Annotated in this window: 23 protein-coding genes and 1 riboswitch; of the genes, 11 read left to right on the top strand and 12 right to left on the bottom strand. The window is 67.6% G+C overall.

Going from position 1 to position 24,188, the window contains the following annotated elements:
• Window positions 1-55 precede the first annotated feature (55 nt).
• Both VZC37_RS14245 and VZC37_RS14240 read right to left on the bottom strand, forming a co-directional pair.
• Complete coding sequence (locus VZC37_RS14245) at window positions 56-1,063, bottom strand: glutamate ABC transporter substrate-binding protein (RefSeq protein WP_330433239.1); 1,008 nt, start codon at window positions 1,061-1,063, stop codon at window positions 56-58.
• Window positions 1,060-2,505 carry a hypothetical protein gene (locus VZC37_RS14240; RefSeq protein WP_330433238.1) on the bottom strand — a complete coding sequence of 482 codons (1,446 nt, stop codon included), beginning with the start codon at window positions 2,503-2,505 and terminating at the stop codon, window positions 1,060-1,062. Before VZC37_RS14240 ends, VZC37_RS14245 begins: the two co-directional genes overlap by 4 nt.
• Window positions 2,506-2,861: 356 nt before the next feature.
• Here VZC37_RS14240 and VZC37_RS14235 point away from each other — a divergent pair, with 356 nt between their 5' ends.
• Window positions 2,862-3,344 carry an NUDIX hydrolase gene (locus VZC37_RS14235; protein ID WP_330433237.1) on the top strand — a complete coding sequence of 161 codons (483 nt, stop codon included), beginning with the start codon at window positions 2,862-2,864 and terminating at the stop codon, window positions 3,342-3,344.
• Here the strand turns inward: VZC37_RS14235 and VZC37_RS14230 are convergent.
• Complete coding sequence (locus VZC37_RS14230) at window positions 3,319-3,834, bottom strand: hypothetical protein (protein WP_330433236.1); 516 nt, start codon at window positions 3,832-3,834, stop codon at window positions 3,319-3,321. The two genes, VZC37_RS14235 and VZC37_RS14230, sit on opposite strands and share 26 nt — an antisense overlap.
• Before the next feature lie 202 nt (window positions 3,835-4,036).
• Window positions 4,037-4,711, bottom strand: coding sequence for a thiamine phosphate synthase (gene thiE / locus VZC37_RS14225; RefSeq protein ID WP_330433235.1), 675 nt, complete (start codon window positions 4,709-4,711; stop codon window positions 4,037-4,039).
• A gap of 154 nt (window positions 4,712-4,865) precedes the next feature.
• A riboswitch (TPP riboswitch) is annotated at window positions 4,866-4,980 on the top strand.
• On the opposite strand from thiE, the gene thiO reads away from it, so the two are divergent.
• From thiO to VZC37_RS14210, 3 genes are all read left to right on the top strand, one after another.
• Window positions 4,974-6,068, top strand: coding sequence for a glycine oxidase ThiO (thiO, locus tag VZC37_RS14220; RefSeq protein WP_330433234.1), 1,095 nt, complete (start codon window positions 4,974-4,976; stop codon window positions 6,066-6,068). It overlaps the preceding riboswitch by 7 nt.
• Entirely contained in the window at window positions 6,068-6,265 is a 198-nt protein-coding gene (thiS, locus tag VZC37_RS14215) for a sulfur carrier protein ThiS (protein WP_330433734.1), read from the top strand. The genes thiO and thiS overlap by 1 nt, the downstream gene beginning before the upstream one ends.
• 1 nt (window position 6,266) lies before the next feature.
• Complete coding sequence (locus tag VZC37_RS14210; protein WP_330433233.1) at window positions 6,267-7,067, top strand: thiazole synthase; 801 nt, start codon at window positions 6,267-6,269, stop codon at window positions 7,065-7,067.
• Here VZC37_RS14210 and VZC37_RS14205 read toward each other — a convergent pair.
• The gene (locus VZC37_RS14205) at window positions 7,064-8,248 is read right to left on the bottom strand and encodes an oxygenase MpaB family protein (protein ID WP_330433232.1); all 1,185 of its coding nucleotides are present in this window, start codon (window positions 8,246-8,248) and stop codon (window positions 7,064-7,066) included. The genes VZC37_RS14210 and VZC37_RS14205 overlap by 4 nt on opposite strands.
• A gap of 117 nt (window positions 8,249-8,365) precedes the next feature.
• Between VZC37_RS14205 and VZC37_RS14200 the strand changes: the two genes are divergently transcribed.
• Window positions 8,366-8,932: a TetR/AcrR family transcriptional regulator gene (locus tag VZC37_RS14200; RefSeq protein WP_330433732.1), complete on the top strand. Its 567-nt coding sequence runs from the start codon at window positions 8,366-8,368 to the stop codon at window positions 8,930-8,932.
• 6 nt (window positions 8,933-8,938) lie between these two features.
• Here the strand turns inward: VZC37_RS14200 and VZC37_RS14195 are convergent, their stop codons facing one another.
• Window positions 8,939-9,229 carry a DUF1330 domain-containing protein gene (locus VZC37_RS14195; RefSeq protein ID WP_330433231.1) on the bottom strand — a complete coding sequence of 97 codons (291 nt, stop codon included), beginning with the start codon at window positions 9,227-9,229 and terminating at the stop codon, window positions 8,939-8,941.
• Between the two features lie 373 nt (window positions 9,230-9,602).
• On the opposite strand from VZC37_RS14195, the gene VZC37_RS14190 reads away from it, so the two are divergent.
• From VZC37_RS14190 to VZC37_RS14180, 3 genes are all read left to right on the top strand, one after another.
• Window positions 9,603-10,559: an ABC transporter ATP-binding protein gene (locus VZC37_RS14190; protein ID WP_330433230.1), complete on the top strand. Its 957-nt coding sequence runs from the start codon at window positions 9,603-9,605 to the stop codon at window positions 10,557-10,559.
• Window positions 10,556-11,308, top strand: coding sequence for an ABC transporter permease (locus VZC37_RS14185; protein ID WP_330433229.1), 753 nt, complete (start codon window positions 10,556-10,558; stop codon window positions 11,306-11,308). Before VZC37_RS14190 ends, VZC37_RS14185 begins: the two co-directional genes overlap by 4 nt.
• An 86-nt stretch (window positions 11,309-11,394) precedes the next feature.
• A complete protein-coding gene (locus VZC37_RS14180) occupies window positions 11,395-14,010 on the top strand; it encodes a helix-turn-helix transcriptional regulator (RefSeq protein WP_330433228.1) in 2,616 nt (871 codons plus the stop codon).
• Here the strand turns inward: VZC37_RS14180 and VZC37_RS14175 are convergent.
• A complete protein-coding gene (locus tag VZC37_RS14175) occupies window positions 13,996-14,673 on the bottom strand; it encodes a phosphoribosyltransferase (RefSeq protein WP_330433227.1) in 678 nt (225 codons plus the stop codon). The genes VZC37_RS14180 and VZC37_RS14175 overlap by 15 nt on opposite strands.
• Window positions 14,674-14,677: 4 nt before the next feature.
• Window positions 14,678-15,127, bottom strand: a complete 450-nt coding sequence (locus VZC37_RS14170) for a nuclear transport factor 2 family protein (protein ID WP_330433226.1) — start codon at window positions 15,125-15,127, stop codon at window positions 14,678-14,680.
• A gap of 121 nt (window positions 15,128-15,248) precedes the next feature.
• Between VZC37_RS14170 and VZC37_RS14165 the strand changes: the two genes are divergently transcribed.
• On the top strand, window positions 15,249-16,133 hold the full coding sequence (locus VZC37_RS14165; protein ID WP_330433225.1) for an SCO6745 family protein: 885 nt from the start codon (window positions 15,249-15,251) through the stop codon (window positions 16,131-16,133).
• Between the two features lie 75 nt (window positions 16,134-16,208).
• Here VZC37_RS14165 and VZC37_RS14160 read toward each other — a convergent pair whose 3' ends face one another.
• Window positions 16,209-17,177 (bottom strand): EamA/RhaT family transporter, encoded by a 969-nt coding sequence (locus VZC37_RS14160; protein WP_431309414.1) that lies wholly within the window; start codon window positions 17,175-17,177, stop codon window positions 16,209-16,211.
• A 234-nt stretch (window positions 17,178-17,411) separates the two neighbouring features.
• On the opposite strand from VZC37_RS14160, the gene VZC37_RS14155 reads away from it, so the two are divergent.
• Entirely contained in the window at window positions 17,412-18,584 is a 1,173-nt protein-coding gene (locus tag VZC37_RS14155; protein ID WP_330433224.1) for an ATP-grasp domain-containing protein, read from the top strand.
• A 316-nt stretch (window positions 18,585-18,900) separates the two neighbouring features.
• Here the strand turns inward: VZC37_RS14155 and VZC37_RS14150 are convergent, their stop codons facing one another.
• Entirely contained in the window at window positions 18,901-20,298 is a 1,398-nt protein-coding gene (locus VZC37_RS14150) for an amidohydrolase family protein (protein WP_330433223.1), read from the bottom strand.
• A 132-nt stretch (window positions 20,299-20,430) separates the two neighbouring features.
• On the opposite strand from VZC37_RS14150, the gene VZC37_RS14145 reads away from it, so the two are divergent.
• On the top strand, window positions 20,431-21,084 hold the full coding sequence (locus VZC37_RS14145) for a GAP family protein (RefSeq protein ID WP_330433222.1): 654 nt from the start codon (window positions 20,431-20,433) through the stop codon (window positions 21,082-21,084).
• 18 nt (window positions 21,085-21,102) lie between these two features.
• On the opposite strand, the gene VZC37_RS14140 is transcribed toward VZC37_RS14145, so the two are convergent.
• Window positions 21,103-23,001: an alkyl/aryl-sulfatase gene (locus VZC37_RS14140; RefSeq protein WP_330433221.1), complete on the bottom strand. Its 1,899-nt coding sequence runs from the start codon at window positions 22,999-23,001 to the stop codon at window positions 21,103-21,105.
• Window positions 23,002-23,110: 109 nt separating this feature from the next.
• The gene (locus VZC37_RS14135; RefSeq protein ID WP_330433220.1) at window positions 23,111-24,109 is read right to left on the bottom strand and encodes a TIGR00341 family protein; all 999 of its coding nucleotides are present in this window, start codon (window positions 24,107-24,109) and stop codon (window positions 23,111-23,113) included.
• Window positions 24,110-24,188: the final 79 nt, after the last annotated feature.

Genomic DNA, 24,188 nt, shown 5'->3' with positions numbered 1-24,188 from the left:
TCGTCTCGGCCGTCGTCACTCGATCGGTTTCTCCCCTGTCAGTCTCGGTACACGGTCAGTCTCGGTACACGGGTTGTGGTGGTCCGGTGCCGGGCCCCAGGATGGACAGCCACCGGTTGTACATCTGCTGCCATTCTCCGGTCAGCCGGAGACGGTCCAGAACCCCGTTGACGAAGCGCACCATGTCGTCGCGGCCTCTGGGGATGCCCACACCGTAGAACTCCGCGCCGAGACTCGGTCCCACCAGCTGCACCCAGGGGTCCTGTTCGGCGAGGCCGGCGAGGATGGCGTCGTCGGTGCTCACCGCGTCTGCCTGACCCTGCTGCATCAGAACCAGACAATCCGCCCAGGTGGTCGTCGTGACCATTCTGACACGGGGCGCGATGGCCTGGAGGCGCCCGATCGAGGTGGTTCCGCGTGCGGCGCACACCCGCTTGTTGGCCAGCCCTGCGGGACCGTTGACCCCGGAGTTGCGTGTTGACAGAATACGTTGATACGCAACGTAATACGGCGTCGAGAACGACACCTCCTGCAGGCGGTCGCAGGTGATGCTCATGGTCTTCACGACGATGTCAACGCTGCCGTCCACGAGCGCCTGCGTACGGTCGGCCGAGCTCAGGACCCGGAACTCGATGGTGGCCGGGTTGCCGAAGATGCCGCGCGCCACCGCCCGGGCGATGTCGACGTCGAATCCCTGGATGTCGCCGCTGATCGGATCGCGGAAGCTGAACAGGTTGCTGCCGATGTCGAGCCCGACGATGAGGCGGCCACGTTCCTGGATCTCCGCCATCGTGCTGCCCCGCGGCATCCGATTAGGCGGTGGCAGCGGCCCCGGTCGCAGGCTCACCGTCGCGTCACAGTTCTGCGAGTTCGGGACGGGCTCGCGGGCGACTTGGCTCTCGGCGCCGGGAGGCGTCGGGTTGACGCCGAACGCCACCGGTGGGGGCGACTCCGGCGCGGGGAACCGGAAACAGGCGGTGGTCGATGCGCAGATCGCCAGGAGCACTGCGGCCGCCGTCAACAGCCGTCTGATCGAAGTGCCCGACGCACGCCGTCTCGTCATCGGTACTCCCGGATACGCGGGATCAGCCCGATCACCACTGCGGCCCCGGCGAAGAGCGTCAGCACGAGGATGCCCGTGCCGGTGAACCCCAGGACGCGTTGAGCGGTGTTGATGTCGTCGCGGAACTCCAGCCGCGTAGTGGTGATGGTGTCGGTGAGGGCCCGGTCGAGGTCGCGGTAGGCCTGCGCGGTGGTCAGTCGCCCGTCGCCGACGGTCATCGTCCGGGCCGCGGCGAAGTTGCCGTTGGCCATCTCCTGACGGACCTGCGCGTCGAGTTCGCGCCACCGGTCGAGCACGTAGTTGGCGTTGTAGAGCTGGGCGTCGGTGACGGCGCTGGAGTCGCCGCGGTTGCCGTCGACCCGGTCGAGGAGACGTTCGATCGCCGCGGTTGTGTCGGCGAAGGTGCGATCGAGATCGTCCTGGTCGCCGCGTCGCACCAGGGACAGTGTCTCCGCGGACCGCGCCTGCTGGGTGAGGATGCGCGCCGACGTCAATTCCCGCAGCGGGGCCGAGCCGTCGATACGTGCGTTGTTGGTGGCCGCGACCGACATCAACCCCGACGTCAGCAACCAGACGGTGCCGACGACCACGGCGATCAGCGCCGACAGCACGCCGATGTTGAAACGCCGCCGGGTGCGTCTGGCGAGATAGCGGGTGGTCATGACGAGGCCGATGATGAGCGCGATGAGGGCGATGTATACCCCCCACGGCGGCTTCGTCAGGGCGCTCTGCGGGTCGGCGATCGCCATCGAGCGGCGCTGATAGAGCCGCTGGGCCGCCGGCAGAATCCGTTCCTGCATGAGCGACGATGCCTCGCCGAGGTACGCGGAACCGACCGGATTGCCGAGACGGTTGTTGGTCCGGGCGACCTCGACGAGTCCGCTGTAGACGGGGATGCTGATGGCGAGCGTGTTGAGATCGGCGTCGATCTCGCGCTCCGCCGTACTCGTCGGCGCACTCCCGACGTCCTCGGCTGAGCCCGCCGCGATGACCAGCGACGACGACGCCGTGGCCAGCGCATCGGAATACCGGGTCCGCAACTCCGGCGATTCCAGTCCGCCGGAGATGAACGCGGAGTTCGCCGAGGCGTCGGCGATCGACAGCGAACTGTAGAGGACCTGAGATGCCTCCGCGAGGGGTTCGGTCCGGTCGATCATCAACCGCAACGTCTGTGTCCGGTTCTCCAGCGTCGTGGAGGCGTAGAGCCCGGTCCCGAGGCAGGCGAGGGCGAGGACCACCAGGATCAGGATCAGCTTCCCCGGGCTGGTGACCGCGTAGTGACGCAGTGTCGTCAGCGGCGACTGCGCGCGCTGCCGAGCCGACGACACCAGATCGCGACGGTCCGACAGAACCTGTCGGATCGGGGGAGCGGTGGGACCGGGCCGGATCGTCCGACCGGCGCGGGTGAGCGCGGTCCGCATGGGCGAGACGTCGCCGGTCACGTCAGCTGCCTTCCGAACTCTCCATGATGCCGGCGTCACTTTCCGATCGTGCCGGTCGCGCCGGCGTCGATTTCACGGTTCTCCACCTTGTCTGTCGCCGCGGGCAGTGCAGATGTTTCGCCCACCGCCGGACACGGGTACGGCGGCCCGATCATCTGCCTCAACCCTAGCTCTCACCTGCGTGCACGGCTCGGTGGGAGGGGCGTGTCCCGCAACTCGCCGAAACGACGCGCCCCGATCGACGGACACGGTGAATTCCGGGTTCGCGCACTGGTCACTGTCGAATGACTCACATACGGTGGGTGTCGTCCGGGCCCCGGATCATGTCGGGGTGCGTCACGAACTCAGGAGGCAGGGTGCGCGGAGACGGCGACGGTTGGGTGGTCGATCCGGACGGTTCACGCTACTGGGGCCGTAACGGGGCGGCAGGCCTGTTGCTGCGGGCGCCGATGCCCGACGGTTCCATCGCGATTCTGCTTCAGCACCGGGCGGTGTGGTCGCATCAGGGCGGCACCTGGGGGCTGCCGGGCGGTGCGCGCGACTCCCACGAGAGCGCGATCGACACCGCGATCAGGGAGGCCGACGAAGAGGCCGGGATCGGGGACAGCGAACTGCGCGTGGTCGCCGCCCTGGTGACCCATCAGTCGCCGAGTGGCTGGACCTATACGACCGTGATCGCCGAGGTGGACGAGCCCGTGCACACGATCGCCAACTTCGAGTCCGCCGAACTGAGGTGGGTGCCGGAGGGCGACGTCTCGAACCTCCCGCTGCACCCCGGATTCGAGAAGGCCTGGCCACGTCTGCAGGAGCGGATCAGCGCACTCGACCCGCAGAGCTGAGCAGCCGATTGGCACCGGCGATCAAGGCGTCCACGTTCGCGTCGTCGGCGGTCGGTCCCGTTCCGTAGGCCCAGCACTGACGATCATCGTGCTCGCACAGCAGAAACGTCATGACCGTGTCGTCGACGACGTACTGGTGCAGGCCGACGATCTGCACCGGCGCGCCGAGGTCATACAGCATCGAGGTCAGGGCCCCGATCGGGCCGGCCGCAGTGGCCTGCAAGGAGATGATCCGGTCGGCGAGGCCGATGGTGGCGCGGCAGGTGACCGAGTCCTGGTGGTTGGGGGAGGAAGTCCACGTGCCGAGCCGGATCGCTCCGCGCGGCGCGAACTCCTCGAGGAAGTCCTGCCAGCTCAGGCCCGTCGCCTGCTCACGCAGACCGCGGGGCAGTGGGCGGCCGAATCGGTCGTGGAACGGGTCGCATCGCGACGGCTCGTATGTGCCGGGACTGGGATGACGCTGACTGGGATGACGCTGAATGGTGTGCATCGGATCTGATTTCTCATCGGAGATGGAGACCGACGGGCAGGCAACGCAAGTGACCCCGCAGCGGGGGGTCGGTCGAATCAGACCCCGCTGCGGCGGGTTACGAGCGCGCTCTGCTTGCACATCATGATGGCGCCAACCATAGACCTCGCCCGTTCCGTGTAGCAACCGACTTATCGGCCGAACGGGCGACGCGTGGGAGCTCTCAGAAGCGGTCGCGGAGTTCCGCCGCCGCTGTTGTGGCGTCCTCGGCCGCGGTGATGGCGCGGACCACCACTGCTCGTCGCGCACCGGCGGCGGTGACCGCGTCGAGACGGTCGGCGTCGATGCCGCCGATGGCGAACCACGGTTTGTCGGTCCCGGTCGCCGCAGCCGCCGCGACCAGGTCGAGGCCCGGTGCCGATCGGCCCGGCTTCGTCGGGGTCGGCCAGCACGGTCCCACACAGAAGTAGTCGACATGGTCGTCGGCGACGGCGTGCCGCATCTGGTCGGTGTCGTGCGTCGAGATGCCGATGGCGATCCCTTCTCCGGCCACCCGCCGGGCCATGTCGGCGGGCAGGTCGCCCTGGCCGACGTGCAGGACATCCGCCCCGGCCAGCGAGGCGATGTCGGCACGATCGTTGACGGCGAGCAGCGCGCCGTGGCGGTCGACCACCTCACGCATCCGCCCCAGGATCTCGAGCTCTTCTCGCGCCTCGAGCGCTCCGAACGCCGATTCCCCCGGCGAGCCCTTGTCGCGCAGCTGGACGATGTCGACCCCACCCGCCACCGCGGCGGACACGAAGTCGATCAGGTCGCCGCGCTCACGGCGGGCGTCGGTGCACAGGTACAGACGGGAGTCGGTGAGGCGCGCGATCCTCGCAGTTCGGGTGTCGGTCACGGTGGTCACGCTAGTGCGTCACCCCACTGTTGCCTGAGGAGCCCGTGTCACCACACCGCTGCCTGAGGAGCCCGCGACGAAGGAGCGGGCGTCACGAAGGCCCGCCACGAAGGCCATCCCTCACGAAACAGATTCTGGTCACCGTTACTCTGGAGGAGTACGACACGGGAGCCCGGGGTACGCCGGGCTGAGAGTGCGGAACGATCCTCCGCTGACCGTTTGACCTGATCCGGGTAATGCCGGCGAAGGAAGGATGATCTGCGTGGCGCATGCCGACACACACCTTCGAACACCCCGTGAGCTAGCCGTCGTCGGGGGCGGCGTCATCGGCCTGACCTGCGCCTTGGCCGCGGTCGATGCCGGGTGGCGGGTCCGTGTCCACGATGCCGGGACCGATCGTCGGGCGGCCTGGGTGGCGGCGGGGATGTTGGGCTCGTTGGGCGAGGGGCACCCCGGCGAGGATGAACTGCTGAAGCTGTCGGTGGAGTCGGTCCGGCGCTGGCCGACGTTGCTGACGCGACTGGGGGATCCGCAGATCTCCGCGGCCACCGACTCTCTGTTCGTCGCCGCCGCGTCCGCCGACGCCGAGCACCTCAGAACCCTCGCCGACTTCGTCTGGGCACGACAGCCTCGGGCGCACGACGATCTGCGACCGGTCGGCCCCAGCGAGATCAGGCGGCTCGAGTCGGGACTGAGCTCGCGATTGCACAGCGGTTTTCTCGCCACCGGCGAAGGCGCCGTGGACAACCGTCGTCTACTCGACCGGCTGCGGACGGCGATCACCGACAGTGGAGGGGACATCGTCGACGACGAGGTCACCGACCTGTCGACCATCGACGCCGACGAGATCGTCGTCGCCGCGGGACTGGGCAGCCGGGCGCTCGTCGCAGATCTCGGGTTGTACGCCGCGAAGGGCGAAGTGTTGCGGCTACGCCGCACCCGCTGGTCGGTGCCCCCGCCGACGCACGTGGTGCGGGCTCGCATGCACGGCCGGTCGGTGTACCTGGTGCCACGCCACGACGGTGTCGTCGTCGGCGCGACCCAGTACGAACCGTTCGACGAGACCGCGGTCGCACCGGATGTCGGGGGCGTGACGGACCTGCTGTCCGATGCGGTGGAGCTGATGCCGGGCCTTCGGACCTACGAACTGATCGAGGCCGGCGCCGGACTGCGGCCCTGTTCCCCCGACGGTCTGCCCGTCGTCCGCCGGGTCGACGAGCGGGTCGTCGTCGTCACCGGCCACGGACGCAACGGAATCCTGTTGGCGCCGTACACCGCTGACGTGGTGATGACGCTACTGGGCGACGACCGTGCCGAGAGCGTCACCGGCGCCGCGAATGATGGAGGAGTGCGATGATGACGATCACCGTCAACGGTGAGGCCCGGGAGATGAGTCCTGATGCCTCCGTGGGGGATCTGGTGATGGCGATGGGGTTGCCGCAGCGCGGGATCGCGGTCGCCGTTGACGGCGAGGTGGTGCCCCGAGGCCGGTGGGACCGATCGCTGCACGAGGGCGCCGGAATCGAGATCGTCACCGCGGTCCAGGGAGGATGACATGACGACGGACAGCACGACCGAGAACACGACGATGACCGAACACGACACCCCACTGCGGATCGCCGACCGCGAGTTCACCTCCCGGCTGATCATGGGCACCGGAGGTGCGGCGAATCTCGCCGTGTTGGAGCGTGCCCTGATCGCCTCCGGAACTGAGCTGACGACCGTCGCACTCCGGCGGGTGAGCCCCGATTCGCGAACCGGGATGATCGAGTTGCTTCGTCGCCTGGGTATCGCGATCCTGCCGAACACCGCCGGGTGCCACACCACCGCCGAAGCGGTGCTGACCGCTCAACTGGCGCGGGAGGCCGTCGAAACCCATTGGGTCAAGCTCGAAGTGGTCTCCGACGAACGGACCCTGCTGCCGGACCCGATCGAACTGCTCGATGCCGCCCGCGCCCTGGTCTACGACGGATTCGCCGTCCTGGCCTACACCAACGACGACCCGGTGCTCGCCGCTCGGTTACAGGACCTCGGCGTCGCCGCGGTGATGCCACTGGGATCGCCGATCGGTACCGGGCTCGGAATCGCGAACCCGCACAACATCGAGATGATCGTCGCCGACAGCGACGTGCCGGTGATCCTCGACGCCGGGATCGGCACCGCGAGCGACGCGGCACTCGCGATGGAACTCGGTTGTGATGCAGTGCTTCTCGCGTCTGCGGTCACCCGCGCCGACGACCCGGAACGGATGGCCGCAGCGATGCGGCATGCGGTGATCGGCGGCCGGTACGCGGCCGGCGCGGGCCGCATCCCGAAGCGCTTCTGGGCGAGGGCATCCTCGCCTGGCCGGGCCTAGACCGAGGCAGAGGCGACAGGCGCGTCGTCGACGAGCTGGTGCGTGACGTCGTAGGCCGCCCGCATGCGCGCCATCTCCGCGTCGCGCACCCGGTACCCGCGACGGGAGATCCGTTGTGGTCCACCACCGACCACCATCCGGAGGTGTCCGAGACCCGCCAGGGCCGGGCCGGCGGCCCGGATGACGTACTTGAGCCGGGTGTCCGGAATGTGCAGTGCCTCCGCATCGGCATCGCCGAGGAACACCCGCTGCAGGCCGTGCACCAGGGTGCTCGCCACTTTGTGGCGCGCCGCGTCCGGGCCGGGAAAGGTGTTGGCCAACTCGGGGATCAGATAGTCGTCGGTCAGTGCGACCACGAACTCGCGGTCGTGGTCATCGGGTCCCGGTGAGGTCAGCCGGTACAACTCCTCGATGCGGATGTGATCGGCCGCATCGGTCGGATTCAACTCGCCCATACCGATCACGTGCCCGACGTAGCGCCACAGGTGATAGATCGCGTCGAGGTCGTCGTTGCTCAGCCGCACCCCGAGGCTGCGCATCGCGTCGAGGGCGATGTGGCCGAACTCGGCCATGGTGAATGCCATGTACGGCTGCGGAATCGGCACGCCCCATGCGGCTTCGTCCCAGATGCCGGCACGGTACAGGCCGCGACGCACATGCGCGTGGATCATCCGGACGCGAACGGTGTACGCGAATCCGGCACCGTCGCGACGCATCCCACCCGGTGTGATGACGTGGCGCAGCCACTCGCCGACCTCGACCGAGCGGACCGCCGGCATCGACGCATAGCGGCCCGTCTGCACGAGCGGCTTGCCGGCGATGCTGTTGCCCGCACCGCGCAGCAGCGACGCGGCGGCGAGCACCACGCCCAGTGCCGCGGTGTGCCGGATCAGCGCGTCGGCGGCGCGGTCGAGCCGTGCGTGGTCGACCCACTCCGGCTCGTCGTCGAGAAAGGCGAACAGCTCGCGCAACGATTCGGGTGCGTGGTCGACGGCGCCGATGCCATGTTCCAACGCGATGCGTACCGCCTCGGTCGACGACGATCCCGGAAATGTGTCGTTCACGACGGCGTCGGCGAGCTCGTCACCCACCCACATCTCCGAGAGCCAGCGCTCACCCACCGGCCCGTAGCGCGCGACCGCGAGGTCGGCGTTGCACAGGTCCTTCGGCATCGACTCCATGCGAACAAGCGAAACACGAGGAATCCTCACTTACTATTCACTTTCATGGCCGGAACATCTGCGCGCGGTTCGCGACCCGCCCGACGTGCCCGTCCACAGCAGGAACGCAGCGTTGAGATGCGCAAACGCCTACAGTCGAGCGCCGTCGACCTGCTCGCACGTCGACCCGGCAGGCGTCCGACGACGCAGGAACTCGCCGACGATGCTCACGTCAGCATCGGGACGGTCTACCGCTACTTCGCCGACATGGATGCGCTCATCGAGGAACTCCGTGCCGCAGCGATCCGCGACATCACGACCGCACTGGCCACGGGCGTGGGACGCGCGATGGATGCCGAGCCGATGACGGCGATGGTGACCATCGTGGAGACGCTGACCACGTCATTCGAGAAGCACGATCCGGTGCTACGCGTGTCGTACTCGACGTCGGAGACCGAGTTCGGAGAGGCGTGGGCGGAGGTCGAGGGACCGCTCGTCCCCTTGGCACGCATCCTGCCCGCGCGCCTGCGCCCCGACCTCACCCCGGCCGAACTCGACGACCTCGTCTTCATCACCATGGGCGCCACCGCGAACCTGTGCCTGCGGATCGCGCTGCTACGTCCGGCAAACTCGGACCGCGACGCGCTGATCGCCACCGCGGCCCGCATGCTGCTCGCCGCACTGGTCCCGGCGGACGCGACCTGAGACCGGTCAGATCATCTCGATCGGCCACACCTCGGTGCGTTCCACGCACGCATCGCGACGTTCCGACATCGATGTCCGTCGCGGATCCACCATGTAGGAGTCGAATCCGGCGGTGTCGGCGAACTCGATGATCTGGGTCTCCACGGGGTGCGACGAGTCCGACTCGACGCGGCGTGCCCGCGCGATCACCCGCCCGCCGTGCTCACCGACGAGCCGCAACACATCGTCCTCGTAGGCATGGAGTTGCTGTTCCCGGCCCGCGACGGACCACAAGAGGACGGCGAAGGTGACCGGCACGTGTCCACGCTATCGCCGGCACGCGGTCCGCGGGCGACATCGTGCCCCTGGTGCCCACCCGTTGGTCAAGTGTCTCGCGTAACGCGGTGCCCCACCCGTTGGTCGAGTAGTTCCGAGCCGCTAGGCGAGGAACGTATCGAGACCTCTTGCATCGCACCAGGTCTCGATACGCGTTCTCGCCTAGCGGCTCGCCCGCTACTCGACCAGCGGGAGACGACCGGCGGGAGGTGGAGCCGCGGAAGCTGGAACCGCGTGGCGGCTCGCCCGCTACTCGACCGACGGGAGGTGGTCTTGCCCGCCACCCGAATGACCCGACACGCACAGAACAGCCGGCGTCCTCCGTCGTTCACCCGCCATGTCTAAGGTCGAGGACGTGCTGAGAGTCGAGAACCTGACCAAGGTCTTCGGGCAGGTGCGTGCCGTCGAGGACCTCACCTTCGAGGTCCGGCCCGGGGTAGTGACCGGGTTCCTCGGGCCCAACGGGGCCGGGAAATCCACGACGATGCGCATGATGCTCGGACTGGACCGTCCGACCTCGGGCACCGTCACCATCAACGGGCAGCCCTACCGTGACCTCGACCATCCGCTGCGGCAGGTCGGCGCGCTGCTCGACGCCGGATGGATTCATCCCAACCGCAGCGCCCGGTCCCATCTGCGCTGGATGGCGGCATCCAACGGCATCCCGAAGCGGCGGGTCGACGAGGCCCTCGAGATGGTCGGGCTCTCGTCGGTGGCGTCCAAACGAGCCGGCGGCTTCTCGCTGGGGATGAAGCAGCGGCTCGGTCTGGCCGGCGCGATGCTCGGCGATCCGCACACCCTGCTGTTCGACGAACCGGTCAACGGGCTCGACCCCGAGGGCATCGTCTGGATCCGCGGATTCATGCGCAACCTTGCGCGTGAAGGCCGCACGGTGCTGGTGTCCAGCCACCTGCTCACCGAGATGTCGCTGACCGCCGATCACCTCGTCGTCATCGGCCAGGGACGGTTGATCGCCGACTGCTCGGTCGGGGAATTCACCAGCCGGGCATCGAGCAGCGTCCGAGTGCGCAGCCCGCAACTGCCCGAACTCCACCGCGTCCTCGCCGAGGCCGGCCTGTCGGTCACCCCGGGAATGGCGAACGACGGGCGGCCCGTCCTGAACATCGCCGACGTCGTCACCGACCAGGTCGGCGACATCGCGGCCCATGCCGGGATCGCCCTGCACGAGTTGACCGGTGCCACCGCATCGTTGGAAGAGGTGTTCATGTCGATGACCGCGGGTGCGGTGCAGTACCAGGGCGGTGGGCCACACGGACCGGCCGGCGCGCCCACGCAGGGAGGGCCGCGATGATCGCGACCATGGATGCCGAGCGCATCAAACTGACGTCCACCCGATCCCCGTACTGGTGCGTTGCGATCGTCGCGATCCTCGCCGTCGGCCTCGCGCTGGTGACGGCGTTGAGCACCAGCGGGTCGCTCGGACCCACCCCCGGACAGGCCGCATGGACCGCACTCGTCGGCCTCAACTCTTTCGGCGTGCTGGTGCTGATGATCATGGCGGTGCTGGCCGTCACCAGCGAATACCGTTTCGGGACCATCCGCACCACATTTCAGGCGGTGCCGACCCGGTCGCGGGTGCTGATCGCGAAGGCCGCGGTGTTCGGTCTGCTCGCCTTCCTGGTCACCCTCGTCCTCGCCGTCGTAGGTGTCGTGCTGTCCCGTGCGGCCGGTGGCGCCGCGACCGGCATCGACCTCGGCGATTCCGTGGTGCTCCGCCAGCTCTGGGGCACCCCGTTGTTGGCGCTGTTCTACGTGCTGATCGGTCTCGGCGTCGGCGCGATCGTCCGGCACACGGCCGGCGCGATCGTCATCGTGCTGATCTGGAATCTCGCCATCGAGGGCATCCTGTCGATCCTGCCCAGGGTCGGTGACGCCATCGCTCCGTTCCTGCCCTTCGCGAACGGCTCCCGCTTCCTCAACCCGGAGCTCGGCGGCGTCGACTACCTTTGGAACGCGTATGGATCGTTGATCTACTTCGCGGTGTTCGCGATCGTCCTCTTCGCGCTCGGCATCGTCGTCACCGACCGTCGCGACGCCTGAGCGCCGCGTCGCCGGGCGGGCACCCACGGCGGTACACATACCCTGACCTGTGTCACCGATGACCCGGTGAGACTAAACTCTCCGCCATGTCCTCCGATTGGCCTCTGGTCGAGCGCGAGAAAGAGTTCCGCATCATCGAAGCCGCACTGCGCGGTGAGACGAATGCGTGTGGTGTTGTGCTGACCGGCGATTCGGGTGTCGGCAAGACCACCCTGGCGCGCCACGTGACCTCGGCCCTCGACGGCGGCGTGCGGTGGGTTGCGGGCACCGAATCCGCGCGCAGCATCCCGCTCGGCGTGTTCGCGCACCTGGTGGGGCCGGCGACCTCCAGTGACCCGGTGACCTATCTGGCGGCGGCCCGCGAGTCGCTGCTGGCCGACGGAAACGTCGTGATCGGCGTCGACGACGCCCACCTGCTCGACGAGCTCTCCGCGACCCTGCTGCACCAGCTGGCCATCGACCGGGCCGTACACATCGTCGCCACAGTCCGGTCCGGCGAGTCCGTCCCGGACGCGGTGACCTCACTGTGGAAGGACAACCACCTCACCCGGATCACGCTCTCGCCGTTCACCAAACGTCAGAGCGTCGAGCTGATCGAATCGGTGCTCGGCGGACAGCTCGAAGGCCTGTCGGCCGACCTCATGTGGGAGGCATCCGGCGGCAACGCGCTCTTCTTGCGGCACCTCGTCGAGGGTGCACGGCAGGCCAGCACGCTGCGGCAGGTCAACGGGATCTGGCAGCTGCGCGGTCGCGCCGCCATCACCTCGGAACTCGCGTCCCTGCTCGAGAGCCGCATCGAGCAGCTCGACGACCCGGTCCTCAAAGTGCTCAAGTACCTGGCGCTGTGTGAACCGCTCGACATCGACGTCCTCGGCGATCTCGCCGGCGACGAGGCGGTGGAGGAGGCGGAGATCGCCGGTCTCGTGCGGATTCTGCGCGACGGCCGTCGACTCACCGTGCAGTACAACCATCCCCTGTTCGGCGAGGTCATCCGCCACCGGCTCGGGCTCGCGTCGTCGCGGCGGCTGCGCGGCAAACTGGTCAAGGCGCTGCAGGGCCGCGGCACCGACACCGCCGCCGAACGCATCCGACTGGCCGACCTCGCGCTGGAGAGCGACGTCGCCATCGATCCGGGCCTGATGAGCGCCGCCGCCCGCGACGCCCTGGCATTCGCCAACGCCCCGTTGGGTGAACGATTCGCGCGCGCCGCCGTCGCCGAGGGCAGCGGCTTCGCCGCCGCCGAACCACTGGCCCGGTCGCTGATGTGGCAGGGCTACGCGGTCGAGGCCGACGACGTCCTGTCCGGATTCCGGCCCGACGACCTCAACGAGATCGAGCTGGTGTTCTGGGGCGGCCTGCGGTTCGCCACCGTCTTCTGGGCGATCGGCGACGCCGACCGCGCCGACGACATCCTCGACATGCTGCAGGAGAAGGTCACCGACCCGAACCTCGCGCTCGTGGTCAAGGGAATCGCATCGACGTGCGCGATCTTCGAGAACCGCGTGGAGGACGCCATCGCGTTGTCCGACGAGGTGCTCAACTCGCCCAACCCCAGTCCGTGGGCGGTGGCGTGGGGCGTGTTCGGCGGCAGCCTGGCCCTGGCCGTGACCGGTCGGGGCAACGAGGTCGCCGCGCTCGCCGCACGCGCGCGGGTTGCCGAAGCCGTAACCGACGGTCTGCTCCGCTTTCCCGCGGGTCTCGGTGAGATCCTCGCCCTCACCCTCACCGGCCAGTTGGACGAGGCGGCGTCGCGCGCCGACCGCTACGTGCATTTCTCCACGGTCGGGCAGTATCTGGGCTGGGGGATGGCCGGCATCCTCGTCTCGGTGGTGGACATGGCCCGCGGGGACAGCGCATCGGTCGGCCGCCGGATGGAGCAAACGCTCGCCACCCTCGACAGCGGTCGTGGTGTCGCCGAATCCTGGAATTATCCGGCGATGTTCTATCTCGTGCAGGCGTTGAGCGCCGGTGGGCAGGTCGACGCCGCGGCGCGCGCGTTACGCAAGGCCCAGGACAAGTACGGCCGCCACATCGCGGTGTTCGGGCCGATGCTGGCCATCGCGAAGTCGTGGCAGGAGGCCTCCGCGGGCACCGTGTCGCTGGCCGTGCAGACCGCGCTGAAAGCTGCCGACGACGCGCGTGCGTCCGCCCAGTTCGCGATCGAGGCGGAGGCGCTGCACTCCGCCGCCCGGTTCTCCGACGCATCCGGCGCCGCCCGGCTGCAGGAGTTGGCCACGCGGATCGACGGGCCGCTCGTGGGTCTCTACGCCCGGCACGCGGAAGCTCTCGAGGCGCGCGACGCGGTCGAACTCGACTTGTGCGCAACCGAATTCGAGAAACTCGGGTTCAAGCTCTCCGCGGCCGACACGGCCGCGCAGGCAAGTGTGCTGCACGAGGCTAACGGCAGTCGGGCCGCCACCGTGGCGTCCGCTGCGGTGGCCAACCGTCTCGCCTCGGAGTGCGGTGGCCTGCGCACGCCGGCGCTGGTGGAGGCGGCACAGCCGCTGCCGTTGACCACCCGTGAGCGGGAGATCGCGAATCTGGTCGCCGCCGGATTGTCCAACAAGGAGATCGCGCAACGGCTCACCGTGTCGGTTCGCACGGTCGAGGGCCACATCTACCGGGCGTGCACCAAACTCGACGTGGCCGACCGTTCCGAGATCGCCGCCCTGTTGCTCAAGGCGAACTCACCCACCGCCTGAGTCCGCGGACCTCAGACAGCGCCGCACTTCGTCGTCGGACACCTGGCGGAAGTCGTCGTAGGAACCGCCGACGGCATAGAACGGTTCCGGGGTCATCACGCACACCACATCGTCGACCTGGTCGTCGCGGCCGAATCGCTCGAGCACGTCCTGCGGGCCGGTCGGCACCGCGACGATCGCCGCCGCCGCCCCGGCGGCACGGACCGCCCGTAGCGCCACCTCCATCGTCGACCCCGTGGCCAACCCGTCGTCGACGAGTACGACGATCCGCCCGCCGAGTGAGATCGGTTCGCGCCCTTCGCGATAACGGTGCTCCCGATCGACCCGGATGCGATCTTCGCGGTCGACGATCTGCTGGAACTGCTCCGCCGAGACACCGAGCCGTCGTGGCACGTCGTCGTTGACGACGATCTCGCCGGCCGCGATCGCACCCATCGCGAACTCGGGATGGCTCGGCGCACCCAGTTTGCGCACCACGAGCACATCGAGGTGTGCGCCCAACGCCGACGCCACCTCTCGGGCCACCGGTACGCCACCGCGTGCGAGACCCAGGACGACGACCCGATCCGCGGACTCCACCAAGCGGCGATCTGTGCGCAGTCTCCGTCCGAGCGCAGCGCCGGCGTCGAGCCGGTTCGCGAAGATCCCACCACGCGGTGACATCGCGTCACACCCGGATCGCGGGACCGACATCGAGGGCGAAGCTGGGCACGTCGGCCAGGCTCATCTTCGCCTCGTAGGTGCGGTCGTAGCCGGTTGCGCAGATCCGCCAGCCGTGTTCGGTCCGCCGGTATCGGTCGGCGTAGAACGCGGCCCCGAACAGCATGAATTGGAAATCCGGAACGATCACCCGGTCCTGCAGGTACCAGCGTCCGGTCGCCTCGTCGCCCTCGACGTCGATCTCCGGATGGGTGACGCGGTGCTCGGTGATCACCGCGGGGCCGACCGACGTGCGCATGAAGTCGACGAGTTCGTCGCGGGTGGTGAAGCTCAGACTCGACCCGTACTCGCCGGTCACGTCGGCGGTCAGCGTCTCGGCGAACACATCCCAATCCTTGGTGTCCAGGGCCCGCAGGTAGCGGTACTTGAGTTGCTTGATCGCGTCGAGATCGTCCATGACTCAACATCTACCGGGTCGGTGATCGCGGCGGGAGGGTTTGGCCGACCAGGTGGGGGTGGCCGGCCCGTGGTGGCTGAGGCGGTTGACACTGTCGGCCCCTGACGCGAGTGTGGACCGCATGACCTCACCCGTCGGCGACGCCGATCATCAGACCGCCCGCAAGGCCTACGAGGCCCTCGAGCCGTTCCATGTTCTCGCGTACTTCAACCGAGGTCATCGAGCCGCCGAGCAGGACACCGGACTGGACTTCCGTGCGTTCTACGTGGGCGCCCGCGGCGCGCCGATGGGTGACTGCGACGCCGCGCTCGTCACCGCGGCCTTCTACAACTTCTCCCCGGAGGTGATCGTCCCGGCCTGGACCGCGGCCCGGGAGGTCGGACTCGACCGGGTCGCCCGCCGGCGTGACCAGATGCTCGACGAACAGCTCCGCGCCGTGCTCGGCGACCGTATCGACGACGCCGAGATCCGCGACCTGGAGAAGCGTTACCGCGAGATCGCTGTCGACCTGCCGATGGGTGGGCGTCCGCTGGCGGCCGGGTGGGGTGCGTCGGCCGTCCCCGACGTGCCGCACGTCGCGCTCTGGCATGCCATCGCGATCATCCGGGAGTGGCGCGGCGACAATCACATCGCGGCGCTCGTCAACCATCAGCTCGGCGGGATCGACGCCGTGGTGTTCCACGAGGCCGAACTCCCGGACCCGACCGTCCAACGTCGCGTGCTCGGCCGCAAACTGGTCCAGCTCACCCGTGGCTGGTCCGACGAGGAATGGGAGGCCTCGGTCGATCGCCTCGCCGCCCGCGGTGTGGTCGAACGCACCGACGACGGCCATCGGCTCACCGATGCGGGCGCCACGCTCTATGGGGCCATCGAGGACGAGACTGATCTGTTGTCGGCACCCGCGTGGTCCGGTGGCGGAGTCGACGACCTGCTGGCGCGCACCCGCCCATACGTGAAGGCGGTCATCGACGCGGGCATCCTGCCCGGCACTCGCAAGAAGGACTGACGCGTTCTGGCCGCAGTTCCGGAGTCCGGCTTGGATCTGGAACTGCGGCCAGAAGCGGAAGGTGCGGCCGGAACGTCAGGACGCCGACTCGGACCGGGACTCGGATTCCGTCTCGCGGCCGCGACGCCAGCCGCCTTTCATGGGTGGGGCCTCGCCGAAATGGTCGGGATCGCCGGCGCCGTACCAGGCCACCAGCACCGCACCGACCACCGCTCCGGCGAAGCCGACGATCGCAAGCCACTCGAGGCCGGGTTTGGCGGCGTCGCCGAGGAAGAGCACGCCGACCAGGCTGGGGCCCGCGGTCTCGCCGACCACGAGCACGGCGGTGACCCCGTTGACGGCGCCGATCTGGAGCGCGACGGTCTGCACGAAGAAGCCGACCGCACCGGCGACCGCGATCGTCCACGCGGCCGGGTCACGCAGCAGGGCGACCGGATCGAAGGTGGGCTGTACACCGTCGAGGACACGCACCGCGATCGCGATCATGCCGAACAGCAGGCCCGCCATGGCGCCACCCACGATCGCGGCGTGCTTACCCAGTCGGTAGACGCCGAACAGCGCGAATGCGCAGAGGATCAGCGTGGCGACGAACAATTCATAGTGGAAGATGGCGCTCTCGCCGCCGCCGGTGTGTTTCTCGGCCGCCAGCCCGAGCAGGCACAGCGACAGCACGACGAGCCAGATCGCGACCCAGTCCCGCAGGTGCAGCGCGATACTCAACATGATGGTGCCGAGCAGTGCCGTGACCACGAGGTTGGCCGAGACGATGGTCTGTGACAGGAACAACGGGAGGAACCGCGCAGCCAAAGCGCCACCGGCGAAACCGATGACGACCAGCAGGGTGCCGAGGATGAAGGCCGGGTCCATGAATGTCGACGTGGTGGAATGCAGCGACGGACCGCCGGCGGCGTTCGTGTGCCGCGATTCGGTCCCCTCGTCGCGAGCGGTCATCGCGACCCGGCGTGCGCCGAGCGCGCGCAGCACGGTCGACATGCCGTAGGCCACGGCAGCCAGACACGCGGCGATGACGCCGATCACGAACATTCGACAACCTCCTGCACTCGTCTCGACAGGCCGGGCCACACGACAGCATTGTGCAACGCTGCCTTCTGCGTGCCTATTCCTTTTTCGAGCGATCGGATGACCCAGGTATCGGATGACCTAGGTATCCGATGACCCAGGTATCGGATGATCCAGGTCCAGGCAATACAGACACCGACACCGTAGACCCCGACACCGACAACAGAACCCGAGAAGGGTCTCCCTACACTCACGTCGGTGGGCACTTCCGAGCGCAAGCACGTCCTGATCACCTTCGGGCGGTCGTTTCTGACCCTCGAACTGGCCCGATTGATGTCGGCGGCCGGTCACCGGGTCACCATCGTCGACAGCATCCCGATCGGGATCACCAGGTTCTCCCACGCGACGTCGGCGTTTCATCGAGTGCCGGCGCCGAAGTTCGAGCCCCGCGCCTACTGTCACGCGCTGGCGAAGATCGTCGCCGACGAGAAGGTCGACATGGTCATCCCCATTCACGAGGAGACCGACATCCTGTCGATGATGGTGGACATCTTCCCGCCGGAATGCGAATTGTTCCTCTCCGATTTCGACACCGAGAACCGTCTCCACAACAAGTTCGAGTTCCAGGAACTGCTCACCGCCCGGCGCATTCAGACGATGAAGTACGCCGAGGTCCGTGGGCCGCAGGACGTGGCCGCGCTCGATTTCGACGCCCCGTTCGCTCTCAAGGAATGCTATTCCCGAGGCTCGCAGACGGTTCACAAAGTGTCGCCGGGGGACTCGCTCGACTGGCTGGAATTCGATCCGCTCAATCCGTGGCTCGCGCAGGAATGGGTGTCGGGAAAGCAGTACTGCACGTATTCGGTCGTGCACAACGGCCGCATCCACGCGCATGCGACGTACCCGGTTGACTACGCCATCGGCGGCAGTTCATGCCTCAACTTCCGGTCCGTGCAGCATGACGGGATCTATGCCTGGATCGAGGATTTCGTGCGCGAGATGAACTTCACCGGGCAGGTGGGGTTCGACTTCATCGAACATCCCGAACGCGGTCTCTACTGCATCGAATGCAATCCACGAGCGACGAGCGGCATCATGATGTTCGCACCGGAGGATCGGGTCGACCGGGCGTTCTTCGGGGAGAACGACGAGGTCATCACCCCCGATGCCACAGTGGACAAGATGATCGGATTGGGGATGCTGATCTACGGCTGGCGCAAGGACTCCCGGGGTGACCGCAGCATACGGCAGTTCCTCCACGACTTCCGCGGTGCACGCGATGTCGTCGGTGCGCCCGGCGACAACCGGCCGGCACTGATGCTGCCCCTGGCGTATCTGGGCATCATGCGGAGCTGCATCAAGTACCGGGTGGGGCTGGCCGAGGGCTTCATGCACGACCACGAATGGGACGGTCTGCGCATCTCGGAGTGACCACTCGCCGACGGAACCCGAATTTCCGCCGACAGAACCCCGAATCGCGCCGACAGAACCTCGAAACTCGCCGACGGAACCCCAAATCCCGCCGACAGAACCCCGAATCGCGCCGACAGAACCCCGAATCGCGCCGACGGAACCCTGGATCGCGCCGACAGAATCCCGAATCGCGTCGACGGAATCCATTGCATGGTCGATCTGGGATCCCATGTGGTTCCGGCGGGGCAGGTTCAGGTTCTGTCGGCGCAAAACCGGGTTCTGTCGGCGAAGTCTCGGGTTCTGTCGGCGGAAATTCGGGTTCCGTCGGCGAGGGTCAGACCGTGACGCGCGCGCCGCGGACGTAGACCTCGGCGATGGCCGGCTCGCGCAGACCCATCAGTAACGCGAACAGGGTTTGGTCGCGGGCGGTCCGGTCGTCGTCGGCGCGAACACCCTGCGCCAGAATCGCTTCCAGTGGTGCCCAGCGCTCGGGTCGGATCACCAGGAAGTCGGCTTCCTTGCCGGCGTCGAAGTTGCCGAAGCGTGACTCCATGTCGAGCGCTCGGGCGCCGGCAAGCGTTCCGGTGAACAGCATCTCGGCCGGATGGATTGCCACACTCGCATCGCCGGGTTCGCTGAGATGCACCTTGAATGCATCGGACAGGACGCGCGAGATCAGCCATTCGTCGCCGGCCCCCACGTCGGTGCCGGCGGCGACGGTCACCCCGGCCTCGACGGTGCGGCGCCACGGCATGGTGCCCGAGCCCAGGAATAGTTGCGACACCGGGCAATGCGCGATCGATGTGCCCGTGGCGGCCATCCGGGTGAGCTCGGCGTCGGTGCAGTGCACCGCATGTGCCATCACCGTGCGCGGACCCAGCAGGCTCTTGCCGCCGATACGGCTGCCCGGCAGGAACTTCCCGTCGTAGGTGTCGAGATAGGAGTCGACCTCGAAACTCCGCTTCACCATGTCGATCTCGCCGGTTCCGGGCCGGTTGTTCTCGTTGAGGTGGGTGTGCACGTACACCCCTCGATCACGCACGTCGTCGTACAGTTCGCCCAGCGCGGCGAGGGTGTCGGTGGTCACCGACAACGAGAACCGCGGCACGATCGCGGCGTGCAGAAGGGCGGTGTCCACCGAACCGGTGTCCGCCGCATGCCATCGGTCGATCTCCGCCGCGGTGAGATCGACGGCATCGCGCTCGGAGGTGAGCAACGCCTGCGCAGACGGGCCGCCGACCGTCTGGATGCCCCGACCGCTGATCAGCCGCAACCCGACGCGTCGTGTCTCGGCGAACAGCGCGTCCTGGGCGTGGCCGAACGCCGACCCGAACACCATCGCAGCGGTGGTGCCTGCGGCGATCCGCCGGACCGTGAAGTCGCTGGCGATCTGCTCGGCGAACGCCGGATCGGCAAGCCGTGATTCGGCGGGGAAGATGCACGAGTCCAGCCACTCCAGCAGTTGGCCGCCGCCGTAGGCGTCGACCGAGTACGTCTGTGGGAAATGGATATGGGTGTCCACGAATCCCGGGATCAGGAAGGCGGCGCCGTGGTCGTGGACCACCTCTGCGTCGTCGGCGGGCCGAGCGTCACGCGGGCCGCAGTAGATGACGGTGCCCGCGTCGTCGACGACGAGCGCGCCGTCGGGAAACCACGCCAACGCGTCGTCGGCGCCGAAGACCGTCGGGCTACCGGCGACATGGAAGATCTGACCGAGATGAGTGGTGCTCACCCGGAACACGAAAACACAGATGGGCCGGAACGGCCGGATGAGGGCGCCCACCCGCGCAGCGGTTCGGCCGAGAATCCGGCAGCGTTCGGGTAGGTTCCTTGACGACGGCGATGTCCGCGCGAAGGGATCGACATGGGCTCGGTACTCGGTGAGCTGCTCCCGCTGGCCGTCGGTGTCGCGATATCGCCGATCCCGATCATCGGTGCGATCCTCATGTTGCTCGGTCGGCACGCCCGCACCACGAGCATCGGGTTCATGATCGGATGGATTGCCGGAATCGCAGTCGCCACCACGGTTTTCGTTCTGGTGGGCGGGGCCTTCGGCGACTCGACGTCGACCGCCGGCGGCTGGATCAAGGTGGTCCTCGGTGTCGTGTTGCTCAGCGTCGGACTGCGGCAATGGCGGTCGCGAACGGGCGATCACGCGACACCGAAGTGGATCGCCGCCATCGACGACATGAAGGTGCCGGCCGCCCTCGGGCTGGGCTTCGTACTGTCGGCGATCAATCCCAAGAACCTGATGATGTGCATCGCCGCGGGCGTGACGATCGCGTCGGCCGGCCTGTCCGCAAGTTCCGACACCGTCGCGGTGATCGTGTTCACCGTGCTGGCCGCGACCACCGTGGCGGTTCCCGTGATCGCGTATCAGGTTGCGGCGCAACGTCTACGTGACCCGTTGGATCGCCTCAAGGTCTGGCTTGAAGCGAACAACTCGACGGTCATGGCGGTGCTGATCCTGGTGATCGGATTCGTGCTGATCGGCAAGGGTATCTCCGGGATCAGCTGATCGGCCCGTTACCTGTTCTCACGGCGTGACGATGGCGAAGTCGGGGTCCGGGGCGTCGAGATAGCCGATGAGTTCGGTGAACACGTCGACGTCACCCTCGACGGTCACCGACCGCACCTTGATCGCCTCGTCCATCGCGAGGCCACCGAGCAGGATGCCCATGAGCGTCGACTTGCTGAGTGTGAATGTCGTATCGGCAGGGTCGGCCCTGTCGGCGGGAACATCGAAATGAACGAGTACACCGTTGCGCAGTTCGCTGCGATGGCGGCGATCGAGCCCGGTGAGAACCCAGTCGATGGTGATGTGGGCATCCCAGCATGCGGGCGCGTTGACCCGCAGGGTCACCGCGTCGAAGATCTGGTCCACCGACATGGCGCCGACGATGTCGGGCGCAGCCGTGGTGGTCGGGGTCCCGATCGGTCCGTTGCGCAACTCGTAGGCACCCATGAGGAAGAAGTTGCGCCAGGTCCCGTTCTCCGCGCCGTAGCCGAGCTGCTCGAGCGTGTCGGCCTGCAGTGCCTTGGCCTCCGCATTGTCCGGGTCGGCGAAGATGACGTAGTCGAGTACCGTCGCGACCCAGCGGAAGTCCCCATCATCGAAAGACTTGCGCGCCTTCTTGATCGCCTCGGTTGCGCCGCCCATGAACTCGACGTGCCGCTTGGCCGACTCGACCGGCGGGTGCTGCCAGAGGTGGGCGGGATTGCCGTCGAACCAGCCCATGTACCGCTGATAGATGGCTTTGACGTTGTGACTGACACTGCCGTAGTAGCCGTGGGTGTGCCAGGCGTTCTCGAGTGCCGGTGGCAGCACGATGTCCTCGGCGATCTCGATACCCGTTCGGCCCTGGTTCAATTGACGCAGCGTCTGATCGTGGAGGTACCCGTACAGGTCGCGCTGCAACGACAGGAACTCGGTGAGTTCGCTGGTGCCCCACGTCGGCCAGTGATGTGACGCGAACAGGACATCCGACCGCTCTCCGAACATGTTGATGGCCTCGGTCAGGTACGTGGACCACACGTGCGGATCGCGAACCAATGCGCCGCGCAGCGTCAACAGGTTGTGCAGCGTGTGAGTTGCGTTCTCTGCCATGCAGAGCGCCCTCGTCTGCGGGAAGTAGAAGTTCATCTCCGCGGGAGCCTCTGTCCCAGGCGTCATCTGGAACTCGATCGTCACGCCGTCGACGGTCTCCGTCTGCCCCGTCGTGGTGATGTTCAGCGTCGGCAGGATCAGTGTCGCGGTGCCGGTCGACGTCGATTGGCCCAGTCCGGCACCCACCGCCCCCTGCGGGCCGCGGGGGAGCGCTGCGCCGTACATGTAGGCCGCGCGCCGCCCCATCGCGGTACCGGCATAGACGTTCTCCGACACCGCATGCTCGACCATGCCGATAGGGGCGATGATGACGCAGTCGCCCGCGTCCACGTCCTCCTGGGTGGTGACGCCTTTGACACCGCCGAAGTGGTCGATGTGCGAATGGGTGTAGATCACCGCGGTGACCGGACGGTCGCCGCGGTGTTCGCGGTAGAGAGCGAGACCGGCCGCGGCGGTCTCGCTCGAGATCAGCGGGTCGATGACGATGACGCCCGTCTCGCCCTCGACCACGGTCATGTTGGACAGGTCCAGACCACGGAGCTGGTAGATGCCGTCTGTCACCTCGTACAGGCCTTGCAGCGAGACAAGGCCCGACTGGCGCCACAGGCTCGGATTTGCGGTGTCGGGCGCTTGCCCGGCCAGGAACCCGAACTCGTCGCAGTCCCACACCGTGCGGCCGTCGGCTGCGGTGATCACACCCGGTTCCAGCTTGGCCACGAGACCACGTTCGGCGTTGGTGAGATCGGTCGTGTCGGAGAACGGCAGATTCTCCGCCGCCTCGCGATTGGCCGCGGAAACGGCTGGTGTGGCTGCTTGCGGGCTACTCATGACAGGTCACCTCTATGCGGTCGATGTCTGGTTGTTCTCGAAAGCGTCGCCCGCTACTCACCATGCCAGGGTGGCGCACATTTATGCGCTGGTTGACCGAATGGCGCGGTCAGTCGCCGCCCTGACGACCACCCACGGTGTGCACCACCACGACCTCGGGGTCCCACGGCACCAGGTCGTCGACGGTCTGCTGCAGATCGTCGATCGGTGGGAGTTCCTGCGGTGCGAGGACACTGACCGTGACCGTGCTACCACTCCAGGACACGTCGGTGACCTCGCCGCCGGTGTCGCCACTGTCCGTGAGCCACTGATCGGCGGCGGTCGCGATCTGCCGCGACCACAGCGACGACAGCGAGTTGCCGACCATCGGCACGGCGACGACGACCAGCGCAACCGCGAGCACCGCGTAGGCGCGGAGACGCGGGCGTTGCGGACCGAGACCGCGGCTTTCGGCCAGGTCGGCGGCCTCGCGTCCGTATCCGCCGACGGTCAGGACGATCGCGCTGGTGATGATCATCGCCACGACATTCGACGCGAACAGCACGAATGCCCCGAGGGCGAGCGACGGCGCGCCCGACCCCAGGCAGACACCGACAACCCCGAGTGGCGGAACCAGGGAGATCGCAATCGCGACACCGGGCAGCACATCACCGACATCGCGACGCGTGATCGCGATGGCACCGACCAGCCCAGTGGCCAGCGCAGCCACGAGATCGACCAACGTCGGTGAAGTCCGGCCCGTGACCTGGGAATTGGCCAGCACGTTCGTCGGATTGGGCAGCAACTGCGACATCAGCACGCCGAGGACGGTCACCAGAACGACACCGATCAGGACGAATCCCACGCTCGACAGGATCAAACGTGCGCGTGCGGTCACGATGCCAAGGCCGATCCCGAGGATCGGCGTGGACAGCGGGGCGACGATCATCGCGCCGATCACTGTTGCCGTGCTGTCGGCGACCACTCCGGACACCGCGATGATGCCGGACAAGGTCAGCATGATCCAGAACGCTGACTGTTTGGACCGTGAATCCCCGACGGAGAAGTCCAGTCGTTCGGCGAGCTCGTCCAGGGTGCGTCGCTGGGAATCGGGGATGAGGTTGAGCACCGCTGCGGCGCCTTTCTGTCTGCGACATCACCGTGGACGGTGTGCCTTCGTCGGTGATCTTAGGCAGACGTCCGCGAGC

Origin of the sequence: Gordonia sesuvii (assembly GCF_036350415.1) — a bacterium.
In the GTDB taxonomy this organism is placed as follows: Bacteria; Actinomycetota; Actinomycetes; order Mycobacteriales; family Mycobacteriaceae; genus Gordonia; species Gordonia sesuvii.
Note: the sequence above shows the minus strand (reverse complement) of the source record. Positions and strands in the feature narration are given on the sequence as shown.